This is a genomic window from Sphingobacterium lactis, from assembly GCF_051951495.1.
GTDB lineage: Bacteria > Bacteroidota > Bacteroidia > Sphingobacteriales > Sphingobacteriaceae > Sphingobacterium > Sphingobacterium lactis_A.
Genome location: NZ_JBNHAS010000002.1, coordinates 446566 through 464912, shown reverse-complemented (window position 1 = coordinate 464912; position 18347 = coordinate 446566). Strand labels below are relative to the sequence as shown.

Annotated in this window: 21 protein-coding genes and 1 pseudogene; 16 read left to right on the top strand and 6 right to left on the bottom strand. The window is 37.6% G+C overall.

Going from position 1 to position 18347, the window contains the following annotated elements:
• The first annotated feature begins 9 nt into the window (after positions 1-9).
• The 13 genes from rpmF to ACP6L2_RS09635 all read left to right on the top strand — a co-directional run bounded on the left by rpmF (position 10) and on the right by ACP6L2_RS09635 (position 11745).
• Complete coding sequence (rpmF, locus tag ACP6L2_RS09695) at positions 10-201, top strand: 50S ribosomal protein L32 (RefSeq protein ID WP_344673040.1); 192 nt, start codon at positions 10-12, stop codon at positions 199-201.
• Positions 202-305: 104 nt separating this feature from the next.
• Positions 306-1244: a phosphate acyltransferase PlsX gene (plsX, locus tag ACP6L2_RS09690; protein WP_440509012.1), complete on the top strand. Its 939-nt coding sequence runs from the start codon at positions 306-308 to the stop codon at positions 1242-1244.
• A gap of 5 nt (positions 1245-1249) precedes the next feature.
• A complete protein-coding gene (locus ACP6L2_RS09685; protein ID WP_344673042.1) occupies positions 1250-2239 on the top strand; it encodes a beta-ketoacyl-ACP synthase III in 990 nt (329 codons plus the stop codon).
• A 66-nt stretch (positions 2240-2305) separates the two neighbouring features.
• On the top strand, positions 2306-2788 hold the full coding sequence (accB, locus tag ACP6L2_RS09680) for an acetyl-CoA carboxylase biotin carboxyl carrier protein (RefSeq protein ID WP_440509011.1): 483 nt from the start codon (positions 2306-2308) through the stop codon (positions 2786-2788).
• Positions 2789-2861: 73 nt separating this feature from the next.
• Positions 2862-4223, top strand: coding sequence for an acetyl-CoA carboxylase biotin carboxylase subunit (gene accC, locus ACP6L2_RS09675; protein WP_440509010.1), 1362 nt, complete (start codon positions 2862-2864; stop codon positions 4221-4223).
• Positions 4224-4314: 91 nt separating this feature from the next.
• Positions 4315-5187, top strand: a complete 873-nt coding sequence (gene tatC, locus ACP6L2_RS09670) for a twin-arginine translocase subunit TatC (RefSeq protein ID WP_440509009.1) — start codon at positions 4315-4317, stop codon at positions 5185-5187.
• 6 nt (positions 5188-5193) lie between these two features.
• The gene (gene rpiB / locus ACP6L2_RS09665; RefSeq protein WP_440509008.1) at positions 5194-5631 is read left to right on the top strand and encodes a ribose 5-phosphate isomerase B; all 438 of its coding nucleotides are present in this window, start codon (positions 5194-5196) and stop codon (positions 5629-5631) included.
• Positions 5632-5649: 18 nt separating this feature from the next.
• On the top strand, positions 5650-7239 hold the full coding sequence (locus ACP6L2_RS09660) for a M28 family peptidase (RefSeq protein ID WP_440509007.1): 1590 nt from the start codon (positions 5650-5652) through the stop codon (positions 7237-7239).
• A 253-nt stretch (positions 7240-7492) separates the two neighbouring features.
• Positions 7493-8311 carry an ATP-binding cassette domain-containing protein gene (locus ACP6L2_RS09655; RefSeq protein WP_440509006.1) on the top strand — a complete coding sequence of 273 codons (819 nt, stop codon included), beginning with the start codon at positions 7493-7495 and terminating at the stop codon, positions 8309-8311.
• Positions 8308-9096 (top strand): hypothetical protein, encoded by a 789-nt coding sequence (locus ACP6L2_RS09650; protein ID WP_440509005.1) that lies wholly within the window; start codon positions 8308-8310, stop codon positions 9094-9096. The genes ACP6L2_RS09655 and ACP6L2_RS09650 overlap by 4 nt, the downstream gene beginning before the upstream one ends.
• On the top strand, positions 9097-9450 hold the full coding sequence (locus tag ACP6L2_RS09645; protein WP_440509004.1) for a GntR family transcriptional regulator: 354 nt from the start codon (positions 9097-9099) through the stop codon (positions 9448-9450). It begins immediately after the preceding gene.
• A gap of 4 nt (positions 9451-9454) precedes the next feature.
• Positions 9455-10282: a hypothetical protein gene (locus ACP6L2_RS09640; protein ID WP_440509003.1), complete on the top strand. Its 828-nt coding sequence runs from the start codon at positions 9455-9457 to the stop codon at positions 10280-10282.
• Between the two features lie 11 nt (positions 10283-10293).
• Positions 10294-11745, top strand: coding sequence for a S41 family peptidase (locus ACP6L2_RS09635; RefSeq protein WP_440509002.1), 1452 nt, complete (start codon positions 10294-10296; stop codon positions 11743-11745).
• Between the two features lie 99 nt (positions 11746-11844).
• On the opposite strand, the gene ACP6L2_RS09630 is transcribed toward ACP6L2_RS09635, so the two are convergent.
• The gene (locus tag ACP6L2_RS09630; protein WP_440509001.1) at positions 11845-12399 is read right to left on the bottom strand and encodes a ferritin; all 555 of its coding nucleotides are present in this window, start codon (positions 12397-12399) and stop codon (positions 11845-11847) included.
• A gap of 149 nt (positions 12400-12548) precedes the next feature.
• Here ACP6L2_RS09630 and ACP6L2_RS09625 point away from each other — a divergent pair, with 149 nt between their 5' ends.
• The 3 genes from ACP6L2_RS09625 to ACP6L2_RS09615 all read left to right on the top strand — a co-directional run bounded on the left by ACP6L2_RS09625 (position 12549) and on the right by ACP6L2_RS09615 (position 14533).
• The gene (locus tag ACP6L2_RS09625; RefSeq protein WP_440509000.1) at positions 12549-13475 is read left to right on the top strand and encodes a DnaJ C-terminal domain-containing protein; all 927 of its coding nucleotides are present in this window, start codon (positions 12549-12551) and stop codon (positions 13473-13475) included.
• A gap of 3 nt (positions 13476-13478) precedes the next feature.
• Positions 13479-13754 (top strand): chaperone modulator CbpM, encoded by a 276-nt coding sequence (locus tag ACP6L2_RS09620; protein WP_344673055.1) that lies wholly within the window; start codon positions 13479-13481, stop codon positions 13752-13754.
• Positions 13755-13849: 95 nt separating this feature from the next.
• Positions 13850-14533, top strand: coding sequence for a phosphoribosylaminoimidazolesuccinocarboxamide synthase (locus ACP6L2_RS09615; protein ID WP_440508999.1), 684 nt, complete (start codon positions 13850-13852; stop codon positions 14531-14533).
• 69 nt (positions 14534-14602) lie between these two features.
• Here the strand turns inward: ACP6L2_RS09615 and ACP6L2_RS09610 are convergent, their stop codons facing one another.
• The 5 genes and pseudogenes from ACP6L2_RS09610 to ACP6L2_RS09590 form a co-directional block, all read right to left on the bottom strand.
• Positions 14603-15034, bottom strand: a complete 432-nt coding sequence (locus ACP6L2_RS09610; protein ID WP_440508998.1) for an energy transducer TonB — start codon at positions 15032-15034, stop codon at positions 14603-14605.
• Positions 15035-15084: 50 nt separating this feature from the next.
• Positions 15085-15945: a hypothetical protein gene (locus ACP6L2_RS09605; RefSeq protein WP_440508997.1), complete on the bottom strand. Its 861-nt coding sequence runs from the start codon at positions 15943-15945 to the stop codon at positions 15085-15087.
• Positions 15945-17192 carry an energy transducer TonB gene (locus tag ACP6L2_RS09600; protein ID WP_440508996.1) on the bottom strand — a complete coding sequence of 416 codons (1248 nt, stop codon included), beginning with the start codon at positions 17190-17192 and terminating at the stop codon, positions 15945-15947. The genes ACP6L2_RS09605 and ACP6L2_RS09600 overlap by 1 nt, the downstream gene beginning before the upstream one ends.
• Before the next feature lie 159 nt (positions 17193-17351).
• Positions 17352-17723, bottom strand: a complete 372-nt coding sequence (locus ACP6L2_RS09595; protein WP_440508995.1) for a BlaI/MecI/CopY family transcriptional regulator — start codon at positions 17721-17723, stop codon at positions 17352-17354.
• A 192-nt stretch (positions 17724-17915) separates the two neighbouring features.
• Positions 17916-18296 (bottom strand): annotated as a pseudogene (locus ACP6L2_RS09590) (aminoacyl-tRNA hydrolase); the annotation flags it as partial.
• Positions 18297-18347 lie beyond the last annotated feature (51 nt).

Genomic DNA, 18347 nt, shown 5'->3' with positions numbered 1-18347 from the left:
AAATACGAGATGGCACATCCAAAACGTAAAACTTCTAAATCTAGAAGAGACAAGAGAAGAACGCACTATAAAGCAGAAGCACCAGGCTTAACTGTTTGTAAAGAAACTGGCGCGGTACACAGACCACACCACGCTTATACAGTAGACGGTAATCTATACTATAACGGCAAATTAATCGTTGAGCATACTGCTGCTGTCTAAAGACATCTTTCAGAAAAACATCCCAGAAAAGTATAATATTTTATATTATTCACTTTAACTTGGGATGTTTTTTGCGTATTATTGACTAATATAAATAATAACGAATGAAGATTGGATTAGACGTGTTGGGGGGCGATTATGCACCAGATTCGAATATCAAAGGTGCTATCGAGGCTCAGAAAATACTGGAGGACACGCAGCGTATTGTGTTATTTGGCGATGAAGAAGCCATACGTAACGCCCTAACTGCGGCCGGTGCTGACCCCAGCAAATTTGACTACGTTCATGCTCCTGAGGGCATCAGCATGCATGAGCACCCGACAAAAGCGATCACACAAAAACCAAATTCCTCCATTGCAAAGGGATTTGAACTTTTAAAAAGCGGAGCGATCGATTCGTTCTCTTCCGCGGGTAATACAGGGGCCATGTTGGTGGGCGCCATGTTCAGTGTTAAGACTGTACCTGGGGTCATCAGACCTGCCATTGCAACTAATGTTCCCAAACTAAAAAGCGGCTTCGGCATCCTATTGGATGTTGGTGCCAATGCCGACTGTAAACCCGAGATGTTAAACCAATTTGCTATACTTGGAAGCTTATACGCTGAACATGTTTATGGCATTCCTTCACCAAAGGTTGGGCTTCTCAATATTGGTGAAGAAGAAGAAAAAGGGAACAACCTAACCATTGCGACCTATCCCCTCCTAAAAGAAAACAACAAAATCAACTTTATTGGAAATGCCGAAGGCCGGGATTTATTCTCTGACCATGCTGACGTCGTAGTCTGTGACGGCTATACCGGTAATGTAGTCTTGAAATTGGCGGAATCTTTTTATGTGGTGACCTTGAAAAAAGGTATTAAGGATCAATTCTTCGATCGGTTTAACTATGAGCAATACGGGGGCAGCCCTATTTTGGGCGTAAATGCACCTGTCATCATTGGCCATGGAATTTCAACTCCGGAAGCCATTAAGAATATGGTTTTATTGTCTAGAGATATGATTGCGTCGCAGTTTGTGGACAAGATCAAATCGGCCTTTAATTAAGAAATATGTCAAAAATACATGCAGCCATTACCGCTGTAAATGGTTATGTCCCTGACTATATCCTAACCAATAAAGAGTTGGAGACTATGGTTGACACGAACGATGAATGGATCGTTACGCGCACCGGAATTAGTGAAAGAAGAATATTAAAGGAGCCTGGAAAGGCGACTTCAGACCTAGCCGTACCTGCGGTAAAAGGTCTTTTGGAAAAGCGTGGCATCTCAGCAGAAGAAATTGAACTGATTGTTTTCTGTACGAGTACTCCAGATATGCTTTTCCCAGCTACAGCAAACATCTTGGCCGATAAAATCGGCGCTAAAAATGCTTGGGGTTTTGACCTTCAAGCAGCATGTTCCGGATTCTTATTCGGTTTAACAACAGGTGCACAATTTATCGAATCTGGAAAACATAAAAAAGTTTTGGTTGTTGGAGGAGATAAAATGTCCGCTGTAGTCAATTATAAAGATAGAAATACCTGTATTTTATTTGGCGATGGATGTGGAGCGGTATTATTGGAGCCAAATGAAGAAGGAAATGGCGTAATTGACTCTGTTTTAAAAACAGATGGTTCCGGTGGCCAATTCTTAAATATCAAAGGTGGCGGATCATTAAATCCAGCCAGCTATGCAACTGTAGATGCAGGTTTACATTATGCCTACCAAGAAGGACGTACGGTATTTAAATTTGCCGTAACGAACATGGCCGATGTAGCTGCAGAAGTGATGGAGCGTAATAACCTGACATCTGAAAATGTCGACTGGTTAGTTCCTCACCAAGCAAACAAACGTATTATTGATGCCACCGCAGAGCGTGCTGGGCTTCCGGAAGAAAAAGTGATGGTTAATATCCAGAAATACGGAAACACCACGAGCGGCACCATCCCATTGTGTTTATGGGAATGGGAAGACAAGCTAAAGAAGGGGGATAACCTGATTTTGGCAGCCTTCGGTGGAGGCTTCACATGGGGCTCAATTTATTTGAAATGGGCGTACTAATACGACATATTTTATTACCTTTATAGCTAATCATTTTTACAAAAAATTAAACAAACCTGCTAGCATATGAGTATGGATATTAAACAAATTCAAGATCTGATTAAATTCGTTTCCAAATCAGGTGTGAATGAAGTATCGATTGAAGAAAAAGATTTCAAGATTACGATAAAGACGAACCAGGAGCCAACGTACGTTACGGCTACTGTTCCTGCAGCAGTTGCAGCAGCGCCTGCGGTTGCTCCAGCAGCAGCACCAGTTGCAGCAGCACCGGCAAGTCCAGCAGCAGCGCCTGCAGACGAAAGTTCGAAGTATATCACTGTAAAATCGCCAATCATTGGTACATTCTATCGTTCTCCAGGACCTGATAAAGGATCTTTTGTGAACGTAGGTGACGAAATCGCTCCAGGAAAAGTATTGTGTATCGTTGAAGCCATGAAATTATTCAATGAGATTGAATCAGAAGTATCTGGTAAAATCGTGAAAATCTTGGTTAATGACGCACAACCTGTGGAATACGATCAACCTTTATTCTTAGTAGACCCTAGCTAAAGGCTCGGTGATGGTATCACCGAAGACGAAAACAGCTACACTATTGAAATAAAGAGTTACATTAATCAGCATTATGTTCAAAAAAATATTAATTGCCAATAGAGGTGAGATTGCACTTCGAATTATCCGTACCTGTAAGGAAATGGGGATTCAGAGTGTTGCTGTATATTCTACAGCAGACCGCGACAGTTTACACGTTCGCTTCGCGGACGAAGCGGTTTGTATCGGCCCTCCTGCAAGTAAAGATTCCTACTTAAATATCCCGAATATCATTGCTGCTGCGGAATTAACCAATGCAGATGCTATTCACCCGGGATATGGATTCCTATCAGAAAACGCTAAATTCTCTGCTATCTGTGCAGAATACGGTATCAAGTTCATTGGTGCTACTGCCGAGCAAATCGAGAAGATGGGTGATAAAGCTTCGGCTAAGGATACCATGAAAAAAGCCGGTGTACCAACGGTACCAGGATCTGTAGGTCTAGTTCCTGACGTGAAAACAGGAATGAAATTAGCGCATGAAATGGGTTATCCGATTATCCTTAAAGCTACTGCCGGTGGTGGTGGTCGCGGGATGCGCATCGTGTGGAAAGATGAAGAATTTGAACCAGCTTGGGATTCAGCTCGTCAAGAAGCAGGTGCAGCTTTCGGTAATGACGGAATTTATTTAGAAAAATACGTAGAAGATCCACGCCATATTGAGATTCAAGTAATTGGTGATCAGTACGGTACTGTATGTCACCTTTCAGAGCGTGACTGTTCTATCCAACGTCGTCACCAGAAATTGGTGGAAGAAGCTCCATCTCCATTTATCACACCAGAATTGCGTGCTGAAATGGGTGATGCTGCTATCCGTGGTGCGCAAGCCGTAAAATATGAAGGTGCTGGAACCATTGAGTTCTTAGTGGATAAACACCGCAACTTCTATTTCATGGAAATGAATACACGTATTCAGGTAGAACACCCGGTAACGGAAGAGGTCATTAACTTCGACTTGATCAAAGAACAGATTAAAGTAGCTGCTGGAATTCCTATCTCCGGTAAGAGTTATGAACCGACCATGCATGCTATCGAATGTCGTATCAATGCGGAGGATCCGTTTAACAACTTCCGTCCATCTCCAGGAAAGATTACGAACTTCCATTCACCGGGAGGTCATGGCGTTCGTGTAGATACGCATGTGTATTCTGGATATACGATTCCACCGAATTACGATTCGATGATTGCTAAATTGATCTGTGTGGCACAAACACGTGAGGAGGCAATCAATACCATGGAGCGTGCATTAAGTGAGTTTGTCATTGAGGGTGTGAAAACAACCATCCCATTGCACTTACGTTTAATGCGTGATCCAAACTTCAGAGCAGGTAATTTTACCACCAAATTCATGGAAACTTTCGACCTTACGGAGTATCCTGATGAGGAAACTGTATAAAATTTACTTTACATAAGCAAAACATGCCATTCTTCTGCCGAAGAATGGTATTTTTGTTTTCTAACGATTCAACATACCCTTAGAAAATTACATGTCTAGGAACATTAAACTTATTCAAGCCATAAAGGATAAAGGAAAAAACATCGAGGCAGAAATGTCTTTCTTCGATCACCTAGAAGTCCTTCGTTGGCATATCATCCGTTCTGTCATCGCAATCATCGTATTTGCCATCATAGCATTCACCTTTTATGACTTCGTCTTTGAAGAGGTCATTATGGGTCCTAAGAATTTAGATTTCTGGACTTACCGCATGATGTGTAAGGTTGGACATGCCTTTAACCTGGAAGGGTTCTGTGTGGAGAAGATTCCATTTAACTTGATTAATACCGATCTAGGTGGTCAGTTTATGTTGCAGATAAATTCTTCCCTATTGATGGCTATCGCCATGGGCTTCCCCTACCTTCTATTTGAGGTATGGTTGTTCATAAAACCGGCATTGACAGATGTTGAACGAAAATCAGCACAGGGATTCGTATTATATGCCACCCTCTTATTTTTAGTTGGGGCATTATTTGGATACTATATTGTGGTTCCTTTATCGGTCAACTTCTTGGCCAATGTATCCTTAAGTGATGAAATTGTCAATCAAATCACGATTGACAACTATTTATCGACCATTGCAACCCTAACCTTGGGTTGTGGAATCATCTTTTTATTACCTATCTTAATCTTCATTTTATCGAAGTTGGGCATTATGACACCGCAGTTCATGCGTGCAAGCCGTCGTTATGCTATCGTGATTATCTTGACGATTGCCGCGATCATTACACCAACTGCAGATATCATAACCTTATTGACGGTAAGTGCGCCAATGTTCCTGTTATACGAATTGAGTATCATGGTATCGGCGAACGTGAAGAAAAAGAAAGATATAGCAGAACAAGAGTTTTACAATACAAAATAACACATCATGTCTAAAAGAATAGCAATTGGCAGTGATCATGCCGGAGTAGAATACAAAGCAGCGTTAATTCCTTTCTTGGAAGAACTTGGCTATACGGTTCAAGATTTCGGACCAAGAACAACTGATTCGGTAGATTACCCTGACTTTGCGCATCCAGTTGCAAGTAGTGTAGAGAGCCAAGAGAATGACTTAGGCATTTTGATCTGTGGTAGTGCAAATGGTGTAGCCATCACGGCGAATAAACACCAAGGCATTCGTGCAGCGATCTGCTGGTTGGAAGAAATTTCGGCGTTAGCGCGTCAGCATAACAATGCTAATATTGTATGTATTCCTGCTCGTTTCATCGACTTGGAACTTAGCAAACGTATAGTTCGCACATTCTTGACAACGGATTTTGAAGGTGGCCGTCATGCCAATCGTGTGAACAAGATTTCCTGCGGATAACCAATTTTAAATCACCATATGAAAAAGTATCTTTTAGTATCCTTGTTGATACCGACCTTATTCAGCTGTTCGGTAAATCAACAAACCCTTCAGAAAAAGTATGCAGACCTATTAACGGAAGAATCTGCAAGAGCGCATCTGACAACCTTAGCCTCTAAGGAATTTGCTGGTCGTGGAACTGGACAGGAAGGTGGAAAGAAAACCGTAGAGTACATTGCCAAAGTCTTTAAGGACCTTGGATTAAAACCCGGCTTTAATGGTTCCTATTTCCAACCGGTATCACTTGTAAGGACTTCCTATGTGGTTGATAACTTCAGTATCAACAATAAACCATTGGTAAATGGTACAGACTTCTTTGTTCAAGGAAGTAATACTACGAAGACTTTTCAGGCGAGCGATATTGTCTTTGTAGGCTATGGTATTCAAACCGACAAATACAATGATCTAGCAGGCTTAAATCTAGCTGGAAAGGTTGTATTAGTGCTGAATGAAGGCGAGCCAATGGACAAAAATGGCAACTCCCTGATCACAGGTAACAGTAAGCTTTCTGATTGGTCGACCTCACGTTCTAAACGTCTTCAGGAGATCATGAAGCAACAGCCTGCATTAATTCTTGCTACTAGCTCTCAAGCAGCTGATATCATCAAGCGCTTCGGCTCTCGTATGTCAGGAGGAAGTTTTCGATTGAAATCATCGGATACAGGCAACAATAATAATAGCACCGCAGCACCAGTGGTTAATATTCCAGAGGCTACAGCAAATGAGATCTTGGCTGCTAAAGGAAGCAGTTTAGCCAATTATAAGGCGGCTGTTACTAGCACGTTAAAACCTAATTCTTTCGTTATAAATTCCACTGTCAATGGAACGATGGGTGTTAAGAAAGAAGATTTCTTTGACCCTAACGTATTAGGCGTAATTGAAGGAACGGACTTGAAAAACGAAGTATTGGTCATCACAGGTCACTATGACCATGATGGTGTGCTACCTGATGGAACATTCTTCCCAGGTGCAGATGACAATGGTTCTGGAACTGTTGGTGTAATGGAAGTGGCTAAAGCTTTTGCAGCAGCTAAAAAAGCAGGTAAAGGTCCTCGTAGAACTATCCTATTCATGGCTTATGCAGCAGAAGAAAAAGGACTATTAGGCTCGGCATTCTATGCTGCAAATCCTGTTTATCCGTTGGCTAATACCGTAGCCAGTTTAAATATGGATATGATCGGTCGTATCGATGATAAACATTTAAACGGCAACCATAATTATATCCATGCAATTGGTTCTGATATGTTAAGCTCTGAGCTTAAGGTAATCAATGAAAAAGCCAATCAGCAATTCACGCAAATGGAATTGGATTACATGTATGATGATCCTAAAGATCCAATGCGTATTTATTACCGCTCTGATCAATACAATTTAGCGAAGCATAATATTCCGGTTATTTTCTATTTCTCTGGATTACACCCAGACTACCATACCCCTAACGATACGGTAGATAAAATTGATTTTGGAATGATGACCAAGAGAGAGAAATTGGTTTTCCATACAGCTTGGGAAATCGCAAATCGCGACAAAAAATTAGTCGTAGATAAGACACCTGCACCAGCTAATTAATACACATTAAGACTTGCTAGTACAGTTAGAATCTTAAAAATAAACATAGAAAAAGCCTTAGATTGTTCGATAATCTAAGGCTTTTTTTATTTTTATTTACACCTAAAAACAGGGTTTAAAGAAGCATAAAGGCTATATTTTTAATTTTATCAACTTTCATAGTAAAAATATTTTACTTTTTTTCTTGGAGGTATTAAAACAGTACCTATATTTGTAGTGTACTAATATACTAATACACTTAAATTATTAGCCTATGCTCAAATTACATACTGTATCCTATGGGTATACAAAGAAAAGGCAGATTCTGAGAGATATAACATTAGACTTGCATCCTGGAAAGATCTTTGGATTATTGGGATTAAATGGAGAAGGGAAAACTACCTTGATAAAATTGATGGAGGGAATGTTGCTTCCTCAGTCTGGAACCATTGAATATGCTGGAATTCCTAGTAAGGAACGTGCAGCAGCCTACCACGATCAAGTATTTTTCCTTCCTGATGAAACGAAATTGCCAGCAATGGATTTATTGGATTTTGGAAAAACTTATGGTTCTTTCTATTCCAAGTTTAATTTCGAGGAATACCAGGAGTATTTGGAGGCATTCAATATTCCACAACCCAATAAATTGGATTCACTCTCCCTAGGTCAACGAAGAAAGGTACACATTAGTTTTGCCCTGGCATGCAACACTGCCGTATTGTTAATGGATGAGCCAAGTAATGGATTGGATATCCCATCTAAAAGTATCTTCCGTAAATTGATTGCTAAGGCTATGAATGATGATAAATCCTTTGTGATCTCAAGTCATCAAATTCGGGATATTGATTTGCTTTTAGAACACTTGTTGATTCTTAAAGATGGCCACTTGCTCATCGATGATAGCATTGAAAATCTATCTAAGAATTATCAAATCACAAGCAGTATTCAGGAAAATGATGAGGTAATTTATCAAATGGACGAACTCAATGGTTCCACCTACTTGATCAAGAATAAAAATATGGAGGAAAATCGATTTGATATTGAATTTTTCTTCACGGCTATTAACCAATCCAAACAACATATTAAATCATGAATATAGCGATCAGATATACCCAGACCATCTTGAAAGGGAATAAGTATCTCTTGCTGAGTGTTCCCATCGTAGCCTTAATCGGTTTTTTTGTAGTGTTTCTTTTAAGCAATCAATCAACAATTGAAAATATCCAAGCCTTAAGCACAGAAACTGTGCATAAGAATTATCCTCTTTTATTTACTTTTTCAGAAAAAGGAGCATTTGTTCAATCTGTTGCTTTAGTCATATTACTTCCTTTTTTACATTTAGCTTTTCTACAGGATTTATATCCTAGACCCTTAGATTTTAACTTACCTATAGGCCCTAAAAACCGTTTTATAAGTTATATCCTATTATCAATTGTTGTATATGTTTATAATCTTCTCATCATTTGTCTTTTCAATTACTTATTGCAGTTTTACTTGCAAATAAGGTTCATGGATGATATAAAAGAAGCGTATGATGTATTAGGATATTTATATACAGATATCCCAGAGAACACCTTACTATTCAATGGGCAAATAAATTCTTTGGTGTTTATGGTTGGATTAACTTTTTTCGCATTGTTATCTGTCTTTTTAGTTGGGATTCTTTACTTTCAGAAATATAGTCGGGTAAAATCCATCATATTCATCATCGTATTTATGACTCTTTCAAGCTATATAGGCAACTGGCTATGGCCAGAACCCCATGTATATATTAATCAGGAATTTTATATTCAGAACTATCCGATATTTATATGGTGCTTAGTTTCCCTATTGCTATATTTTGCCTTATATCATATCATCAAAAATAAGGAGGTCTAAATGCAATTCACAAATGAAAAGCCAATCTATCAACAAATCATCGACTTGGTGATGGAAAAGATCTTGAAGAAGGAATGGAAAAATGATGAAAAGATACTTTCTGTTCGTGATATGGGTGCTAGCATCGAAGTTAATCCCAATACCGTCATGCGCTCTTATGATAAACTGCAACAGGATGGTATTATAACCAATAAAAGAGGAGTAGGATTCTTTGTTGCTCATGATGCTATTGATAAAATTCTTCAAAGTAAAAGACAACATTTCTTAGAGAATGAAGCACCCCTATTTTTTCAAACTGCTAAGCTTCTTCAAATAAGCAAAGAAGAACTTATGGAATTATACCTAAAATATTAAGAACATGAAAAAAGCGAATATCTTTATATTAACTGCCTTATTTATTTTCCTTCTAGGTTCTCAAGTATTAAAACCTCTAAGTGGGAAAATTTATGCTAAACAAACTTTAGATCCTATTACAGGAGAATTAAAAGTACAAACTCATGATCCCCTATCTAAATTCATGTGGAATTTTAGTAAGGAGATTACGGCAAAACCTATCTCATTGGAACAGATCGACCACATAGTTATTGATGGACCTAAAAAAAACACAAGATTTCTACAAGGATCATTCTCTAGTCAACTAAATATCCAAAATACTGGTGGAAACAACTTCTACTGTAGAAAAAATAATTTTTTAGTTGATATAGATCACGAGATCAAGGATAGAACTTTATTTATACATGCGGACAACTCCAATATGTTTGGTATGAATGTTAATTTAGAAAACAAGACCTTAAAATCAATCAGCATAAATGGAATGGCTATGCGGCTTTTTTATGAAGAGGCAGATTCTAGTCAACGTGCTTTTGAAACCTTATATGCCAATAAAAAATCCCAACTGACATTAGAACCAATTTATTACCGTGAGGAGACCCAAACAATTAAGAACATGAATTTGAGTCTTTCTGAAGAATCGACATTTAAATTTAACAATGTTATTGTAAAAAAAATTGAGGCCAAATTAGATAATAGTATGATGGATATTAGTGAAGTAGAAAGAATAGATAGTCTCCAAGCTGATTTAAAAGGACTAAGCCACATCCGTGGAACGAAAAAAGCGAAAAGCAATAAGGCATTTGTTCAAATGTCTGGCAACTTGGATTATTTCAATAAACATTCGGAAATATAAACCCTTGACCTATGATCTTTAAAATGCTTTTCCGATTTATCATGCTCACTTTATTATCCCTATTGGGATTAAAAGCATCCTTAGCCCAAGTTACTAATGGGGATTTTGAGCAAGTCAATGAAAACAACAAAGCTATTGGTTGGAATTTCAGCAATTCAGACAGTGCCAATAATTTCTTGGCAATTAGCAAAGAATCACCCTATGCTGGCAATTACAGCTTGAAGATGGTTAAAAAGCAAGAAAGAGCCATGTTGATCGCCAATACAGTCGTCCATATAGAAACGGATAAAACAGCAAAGCTTAGGGTAAAAGCCATGGTAAAGAGCTCTGCAGAAAAGATTATTTCTAATTTCTACATGCAATTATTTGATGGACAAAAGAAAAGGATCGGTGGTGAAGATGGAGTTATTGATTTAGATCCAGCAAAAAAAGGTCAATGGCAAGAGGTCGATTTCTCTTTGATGATTTCGCCAGAAGTTAAAAGAGGCGTTCTGTTTATTACGCTTGGAAACCATGATCTAGAGATAGATAATATAAAATCAGAATGGGTCACAGGCCCTGCTGATAAACAGATTACTGCTTTTGCAGAGGAGGTAATCAAATTATTGAAAACCAATAGCATGGTTAGTGATAGTGTAAACTGGGAAGAAGTTAACAAGAATCTACCTGCTGCATTAGTTGGTACTCAATATGGCAAAGATGATGCATTTACGGTAAAACATTTACTTTCTTATTTAAGAAAAGAAAAGGATTTTCATACTTTTTATTACAGTCCTTCTGATTATAAAAATTTGAAAGCATATGCTGGTAAGCAAGGACAGGGTCCTATTAAAACAGTCTATCCAACAGGTAAGTTATTAGAAGATAATGTCGCCTATGTAGTTGTTCCAGCATTTTCTTCCTACAATCCTGAAGGGATTCAGGATTATGCAGATAGCTTAAACGCTATCATCATGAATCTACAATCAAAGAATCCCAAGGGTTGGATTGTAGATTTGAGCATGAATCATGGTGGTAATATGTATCCTATGATTGCAGGATTAAATGCATTAATCCCTGAAGGAAAGGTAATGAGCTTTGTTCGAAAAGATGGAGAAAGCAGTGTGTATTTAAAGGGAGGAACATTTGGGAATGTGAAGCTAACGAAAGTTCCTAAGAAAGAGAAGGACAAAAAAATAGCCGTTTTTACAAGTACAAGGACAGCTAGCAGTGGCGAGATGACCAGTATTGCACTATTGAATAATCCGCTGGCAAAAAGCTTTGGAATACAAACAGCAGGATTTAATTCTGCTAACGCAACTTTTCCATTATCCAATGGAGGGGCAATTGCTTTAGCGTCTGCCTTAGTTAAAGATCCTAAAAACAGGGTCTACATAGGTCCTATTGAACCAACAGAAAAAGCTCATGCAAAGAGTTTTGATGATCTCATACGAGATGCTAAGGCATGGATATTGGAAAAATAACTAGATTTACCTAGAATAATACATCAGGTTTTTAAAATAAAAAAAGCAGCTTGACACGATGATCAAGCTGCTTTTATATTGAAAAAATAGTATATGGGCTTATTCGGGATTATCCGCTGTAGACTCACGTGCTAAAGTTACTTCGTCAGGAGCATCACCTAAGAATTTATCCAAGGCAAATAAGGACTCATCCGTAGCACGATCACCACCGGCAATCTTTAACTTATCAATCAACTCTAATGCTAATTTCTCTTCTTCAATTTGTTCTTTCACGAACCATTGCGCAAAATTCCAAGTAGCCCAATCCTTTTCATCCATGGATTGATTTACCAAGCTATAAATGGCGTTCGTATTGTCTATTTCATGTTGCAGAACCATATTGAAACATTCCGTCATGGATTTAGGTAATTTAGAGGGAGCTTCAACAGCCTCTACTTTAGGTGTTCCACCTCGTTCCAGAATATACATCATGATCTTTATCATGTGGTTTCTTTCCTCTTGAGCATGGCGAAATAAAAAATTGGATACTCCACCGTAACCTTGTGTATCTGCCCAAATTCCTAATGCAAGATAAATCTGTGAGGCTTGATTTTCTTTAGTCATCTGCTTAATTAGCGAAGCCTCCATCGCTTTCGAAAGTCTATTGGTATTCATAGTTATCCTTTTTCCTTTAAACACTTCAGCTGCCGCATTGTTTCCACAAATTCGACTTTACATTTTAGGCATTTGATTGTACATTTGGTAATAGGGAGCTATAAACAAATCCCATTCACACTTGTTCTTATTTTAAATCAATAGATAACATGGCATTTTTAGACTATTACAAAGTTCTAGGATTAGATAAATCAGCCAGTCAGGATGATATTAAGAAGGCTTATCGAAAGTTAGCTCGGAAGTACCACCCCGACTTAAATCCAAATGATGAGGATGCAAAGAAAAAGTTTCAAGAGATCAACGAGGCCAATGAGGTGCTAACTGATCCGGAGAAGCGTAAGAAATATGATCAGTATGGCGAGAATTGGAAGCATGGGGAGGAATATGAGAAAGCCCAGCAACAATACCGTCAATCTCAAGGAGCAGGTGCTGGACGTAATCCGTTTGAAGGTTATGACTTCAATTATTCCGGTAATTACGATACTGGAGAATATTCGGATTTCTTTGAGGAATTATTTGGTTCCCGTTTTGGTGGAGGACGAAGTTCTGGACGTCGAGGTTCTTACCGTGGGCAAGACTTTGAAACTAGTCTTGAATTAACCCTTCATCAAGCTTCCGAAACCCACAAGCAGACTTTCAACGTCAATGGTAAGAATATTCGTATCACTATTCCTGCAGGTGTGGAGGATGGACAAAAAATCCGTCTTAAAGGTCAAGGTGCCGATGGTGTAAATGGTGGTCCTAAAGGAGATTTGTATATCACCTTTAGCATTAAACCTGACCATCGATTCAACAGAAAAGGAAATGACTTATATACCAAAATGGATATAGATCTTCCAACTGCATTATTAGGTGGCGACAGTATTGTCGAGACGTTGACCGGAAAGATTAATGTGAAAATCAAAGAAGGGACACAAAGTGGCAGTAAGGTGAGATTAAAAGGAAAAGGCTTCCCTATCTATAAAAAAGAAGGGGAATTTGGTGATCTATATGTAGAAATCCATGTAAAGATTCCAACTCATCTGAACGAAGAACAGAAGAAATTGGTTCAACAATTAGCAGATTCAATGAAATAGACTATGGAAAAGACATTATTTAGAGTGATCGATATCTGCCGATCTAACAATATCGAGCAAACATTCATTCAAGAATTGCATAGTAATGGATTGATAGAAATCATCTACCAGGAGGAACAGGCTTTTATCGAGGAAGATCAAGTATTGATCGTTGAGCGCTTTTCTACTTGGCATTATGAATTGGAGATTAATGTTCAAGGGATTGAGGTGGTGCAGCAGCTATTGGAACGAATTGAGGCCTTACAATCGGAGATTAAAGCATTAAAAATAGGGCAATAAATCTATTATGGTTTTCTTATTAGGGAAATGAAATACTTATAATTAGGCACAAAGCTTATTTTTTAATAATTTCGTCCCAATTAACTACAACCAGCATGGAAAAAATCTATCAAGGAAAAACAAAAGATGTCTATAGCTTAGGCAATAACGAAATTTTATTACAATTTAAAGATGATGTTACTGGAGAAAACGGTGTGTTTGATCCAGGAGCTAATACTGTAGGCTTAAGCATTGAGGGTGCGGGTCGCTCAGGATTGAAAATGACTACCTTCTTTTTCAATAAATTGAATAGTTTAAATATTCCTACTCACTTTATTGCTTCCAACCTAGACAAGGTTACTATGACCGTGAAAGAAGCGGAAGTATTGGGCAAGGGATTAGAGGTAATATGTAGATATCGTGCTGTAGGAAGCTTTTTAAGACGCTATGCGGCTTATTGTGAGGAAGGACAAGCACTCGATAGTTTTGTGGAAGTAACGATCAAGGACGATGAGCGTGGAGACCCTGTTATTTCAGACGACGCTTTGGCTATGCTTGGCGTTTTGAATAAGGAGCAATATACCGAGCTTAAGGAATTGACAAAAATGATCTGTGGTATTGTAAAAGAAGAATTAGCGAAGAAAGATTTGGAGCTTTACGATATCAAATTAGAGTTTGGACATGATAAAGCTACTGGCGAGTTGATTTTGATTGATGAAATCTCCGGTGGAAACATGCGCGTTTATAAGGATGGTAAATATGTAGCTCCTTTAGAATTAGAGAAACTATTTCTTTCTTAAGACATATTTATAGGAAATACATAGAGCGGTGTTTTGTTAAAGCACCGCTCTATGTATTTTATATTTCCATTAATACCTAATACTTAGTGGAATTCCATATCGTACAACGACAGGTTCTCCATTTTTTGTTGCTGGTTTCCATTTGCGTTTTTTAGCCAACTGTGTTAATACACGCACTAATTCATCTCCTGTCCCATAACCTAAATCTTTCACAATCTCGATATCAATCATCTTACCTTCTTTGTCTATTACAAAAGTCGCCTGAAGCAAACCTTGAACTTGGGCTTCTTGAGCTTTTTTAGGTAGCATATATAAGGTTGCCACTTCTTTTCTAAAATCACTCATACCTCCTACTATATTTGAATGTTCAAAACCATCCCTATGAATCAAGTTATCCTTCTTTTTAAGGGTATCAACTTTTTCCTGAGCAGACACTGTTTGGGAAGCTCCTAGTATAAGACAGAATAAAAGGAACGAAATAAGGTAATTGATGTTTTTCATTAATAAAGCATTAGCGTGAGTTAAAATTCTTAGCAAGTATAATAAAATTTCTAATTGATTGGTATAATAGACTGCTGATTTGTAGGTTCCATAATCTCCTCTTTCAATATTTGTTCTTTTTCATTTAAAAACTGAACCAGAAATTTTCCGGGAGGAAGATCAATCTGCAAGGGATTGGCATCCTTATTTGTCACTAGTTGAAAGTAAGATAATATCCATTCCTTGTTTATCTCCTCAGAAACCATAAGTAACAGTTTTTTCTCCTTTTTAAATAATTCTTGAGGGACAGATATCCTAGCTTTGCTATTGGGTGATCCATCCATTCCACTGATTCTCCAGGACATCCGATAGTTCTTTTCCAATTGCAAAGCTGCAGCATTAATCTTTGCCAAGTAGTCAAATTGATTAAATGGTTTAAACCTGTTCTCCTTCTTGGAAATGTAAGACAGCATACTGATGGATTTCTTATTAGCAACCGGAATGTAATAGTGTCTCAATAAGAACTTATCAATTTCTAGGTCCTTTTGATAGTACTTACTTTCACCGTTCTTAAGCATTTGATATCCTTCCAAATCTTTTATTGGATTATTGTGCTGTAGCACCAACATATTGTAATAAGGCGGATTATCAGGAACAACGGAAAACATGACTTTATTTCCATTTTTTAAGAGTCCAGCGTTTTTGAGCATCTCTTTATCTTGAAGATAAAGGCTTTGAATTTTCAGTCCCATCTGCCCTGTCTCTCTTGGTCTAAAGTTGTAATAAACCCAGATATTGGTCTCTTCTTTGGGATTAAAATAACGGTCTATCCCATTTAGAAAATAACCTCCTTTTACAAACTTAGGGCTCGAACAGGATGTTACAAGTCCGAGCCCTAAGATGATACCAAGTTTTAAGATAGATTTAAACATTACTTTGCGTGTAAATCAACTCGAATTGGTAAAGAAAATTTAACTGAAACGGGCTTACCATTTACTGTGGCAGGAATCCATCGCTCCGAATTATCTAAAACTTTTATAAAAGCGTCTCCTACACCATAGCCTAAATCTTTATCTACTTTAGTATCGACAACCTTTCCTGTCGGATCAATAACAAAAGAAAGCTGTATAACTCCTTCAACTCCAACTTCGATAGCTTCCTTGGGATATTCCACTTTGCTTACAATCTGCTCACGAAACGCTTTAATACCTCCAGGATATTGAGCTGGAGTATCTGTATCATTGTAATTAACGATTTCGGAAGATGATTTCCCCTTAAGAACAATCCTAGCTTGATTCCCTCCAGTAGCTGATTCTTCCTTATCGGAACTTTGAGCGACATCTAACTTATTGGCTTTTCCCTTTAATTTAATGTTAATTGGAGCTGTAGACTCCTTCTTATTTTCTTTGGGCTTTATTGTATCCGTTGCAGCAATACCTTCTGCCGCTGATATTCCTGGAAGCTTAGCTAAAGCAGTTGCCAAGACATTGCTATCTGATGCTATACTTTGCTCCACATTCTCTTTGCAATTAACAGAAATAGTCATGAGCAAAAGCACAATTGGAAGCACCGATAAATAGATAAATAATGTATTTGATTTTGAATTTTCTTTAAATAACATGTTAATCCTCTCTTTTAAAAATGATTGATTTGAAAACTCATAACTCAAGGATGAGGTATCTGTCCGCATGGCATAAGCCAATAACAACTCAGCATACTGTACTCTATCCTTTTTAAAATTTTGATCGACCAGACACTCATGCAATAGCTTTAAATCCTTTCGCAATAGATAACATACTGGATTAAACCAATTGAACAATGAGACAATATCCAATAATAGTAAGTCGTATGCATGCCCTTCTCGAACATGAATCGATTCATGCTGTTCCATGACATCGTTGCCTTTGACCTTCTCGCCCATTACGATCTTTCCAAAGAAAGAAAAGCTATCGTTTTTATCGGGTTGATCTATACGTCTTTTTATCTTCCATAAGCTATGCCCTAGCTTTATTAATCCTAGGCAGACCCCTACCCAATAAATGATGGTCAAATATTCTGTTATAGTCCATGCTGATGTAGACTCCTGCATTACCGTGCTTGTCTTTTCAGGATTGAGCTGATAAACAATTTCTGGTAATTGGACGATCATTGCATCAGGCACTTCATATTGCAAATACATGCCTATCGGGAGTACCAAGGAAAACAAGAGGATACAATTCAAATAGATCCGATTTAATCGGAAAAAGGTCAGTCTCTTTAACCCAAAGCGATAAAGCAGGTAAAACAGAACTAATGCGACGTTGACTAATAGGATATAAATCATAACGATTCGATTTTATCAAGATTTATGTTTCTGGATCATCTTCATAATCTCATCAAGCTCTTTAACATCTAACTTCTTATCTTCTAAAAAGTAAGAAAGCATGCTGCTCGCTGAGTTCTCAAAATAACCTTGTAAGAGTTTTCCTGTAATTAGTTTCTTATATTCTTCTTTTTGAATCTTTGGGAAATAGCGGTGGCTTTTTCCAAAAGACTCATGATCCACAAAACCCTTGGTTTCGAGAATCCTAACAATTGTAGATACTGTATTATATGCTGGCTTAGGTTCAGGAATCTGATCAATAATTTCCTTTACAAAACCAACTTTCATATCCCATAAGATATGCATGATCTGCTCCTCTGCCTTGGTGAGTTCTTTTAATTCGTTCATACTGGTATTAATTATAAAAAAGACAATATTGCCTATAATCGATTATAGAACGAATATATAACTAAAGTATTAGTTTTCAAACTAAATACTTAGTTTACAGGACAACAAAACACATAACAACCTGATTTACAGTTGTATTATTTTATATTATATTAAAAATAAAAGCTTGAATTGTAATGAATTCAGGAAATGTTAGGGTTTATACTTCCATTGCCTATCGGATTTCTTACTGGCTAGTTTTTTCTTTCTATCCAGTCTTTCTAATACGATTCGCTTTGGTATTTTAGTGGGAATTCTTGGTTTATCGGGAATTAACGATTCATTGATGAGGTTCAAGAATCGTTCTATTACAATTTCCTTATTACGCAATTGACTACGGTCTTCTGAAGATTCCAATTGCAACATATCGTATTTTGTCAAGCGATTAAACAGCCGATCCTTCAATAAAGCTTTTTCTTCTTCATCGAATACATTGGAATTCTGCAAGTCCCAAATAAGTAATACTTTGGAGGAAACTTTATTGACGTGTTGCCCACCTTTGCCTCCCGAACGAGCTGTTTTAAAAGACAACTCCGTCATTAAATCTTCAGAATTATAGTTCATTTGTAATAAAATTAGCATAAA

Bases quoted from the DNA above. Each gene is read 5' to 3' on its own strand.
- rpmF (WP_344673040.1), top strand. From the start codon at position 10: ATGGCACATCCAAAACGTAAAACTTCTAAATCTAGAAGAGACAAGAGA.
- plsX (WP_440509012.1), top strand. From the start codon at position 306: ATGAAGATTGGATTAGACGTGTTGGGGGGCGATTATGCACCAGATTCG.
- ACP6L2_RS09685 (WP_344673042.1), top strand. From the start codon at position 1,250: ATGTCAAAAATACATGCAGCCATTACCGCTGTAAATGGTTATGTCCCT.
- accB (WP_440509011.1), top strand. From the start codon at position 2,306: ATGAGTATGGATATTAAACAAATTCAAGATCTGATTAAATTCGTTTCC.
- accC (WP_440509010.1), top strand. From the start codon at position 2,862: ATGTTCAAAAAAATATTAATTGCCAATAGAGGTGAGATTGCACTTCGA.
- tatC (WP_440509009.1), top strand. From the start codon at position 4,315: ATGTCTAGGAACATTAAACTTATTCAAGCCATAAAGGATAAAGGAAAA.
- rpiB (WP_440509008.1), top strand. From the start codon at position 5,194: ATGTCTAAAAGAATAGCAATTGGCAGTGATCATGCCGGAGTAGAATAC.
- ACP6L2_RS09660 (WP_440509007.1), top strand. From the start codon at position 5,650: ATGAAAAAGTATCTTTTAGTATCCTTGTTGATACCGACCTTATTCAGC.
- ACP6L2_RS09655 (WP_440509006.1), top strand. From the start codon at position 7,493: ATGCTCAAATTACATACTGTATCCTATGGGTATACAAAGAAAAGGCAG.
- ACP6L2_RS09650 (WP_440509005.1), top strand. From the start codon at position 8,308: ATGAATATAGCGATCAGATATACCCAGACCATCTTGAAAGGGAATAAG.
- ACP6L2_RS09645 (WP_440509004.1), top strand. From the start codon at position 9,097: ATGCAATTCACAAATGAAAAGCCAATCTATCAACAAATCATCGACTTG.
- ACP6L2_RS09640 (WP_440509003.1), top strand. From the start codon at position 9,455: ATGAAAAAAGCGAATATCTTTATATTAACTGCCTTATTTATTTTCCTT.
- ACP6L2_RS09635 (WP_440509002.1), top strand. From the start codon at position 10,294: ATGATCTTTAAAATGCTTTTCCGATTTATCATGCTCACTTTATTATCC.
- ACP6L2_RS09630 (WP_440509001.1), bottom strand. From the start codon at position 12,399: ATGAATACCAATAGACTTTCGAAAGCGATGGAGGCTTCGCTAATTAAG.
- ACP6L2_RS09625 (WP_440509000.1), top strand. From the start codon at position 12,549: ATGGCATTTTTAGACTATTACAAAGTTCTAGGATTAGATAAATCAGCC.
- ACP6L2_RS09620 (WP_344673055.1), top strand. From the start codon at position 13,479: ATGGAAAAGACATTATTTAGAGTGATCGATATCTGCCGATCTAACAAT.
- ACP6L2_RS09615 (WP_440508999.1), top strand. From the start codon at position 13,850: ATGGAAAAAATCTATCAAGGAAAAACAAAAGATGTCTATAGCTTAGGC.
- ACP6L2_RS09610 (WP_440508998.1), bottom strand. From the start codon at position 15,034: ATGAAAAACATCAATTACCTTATTTCGTTCCTTTTATTCTGTCTTATA.
- ACP6L2_RS09605 (WP_440508997.1), bottom strand. From the start codon at position 15,945: ATGTTTAAATCTATCTTAAAACTTGGTATCATCTTAGGGCTCGGACTT.
- ACP6L2_RS09600 (WP_440508996.1), bottom strand. From the start codon at position 17,192: ATGTATTTGCAATATGAAGTGCCTGATGCAATGATCGTCCAATTACCA.
- ACP6L2_RS09595 (WP_440508995.1), bottom strand. From the start codon at position 17,723: ATGAACGAATTAAAAGAACTCACCAAGGCAGAGGAGCAGATCATGCAT.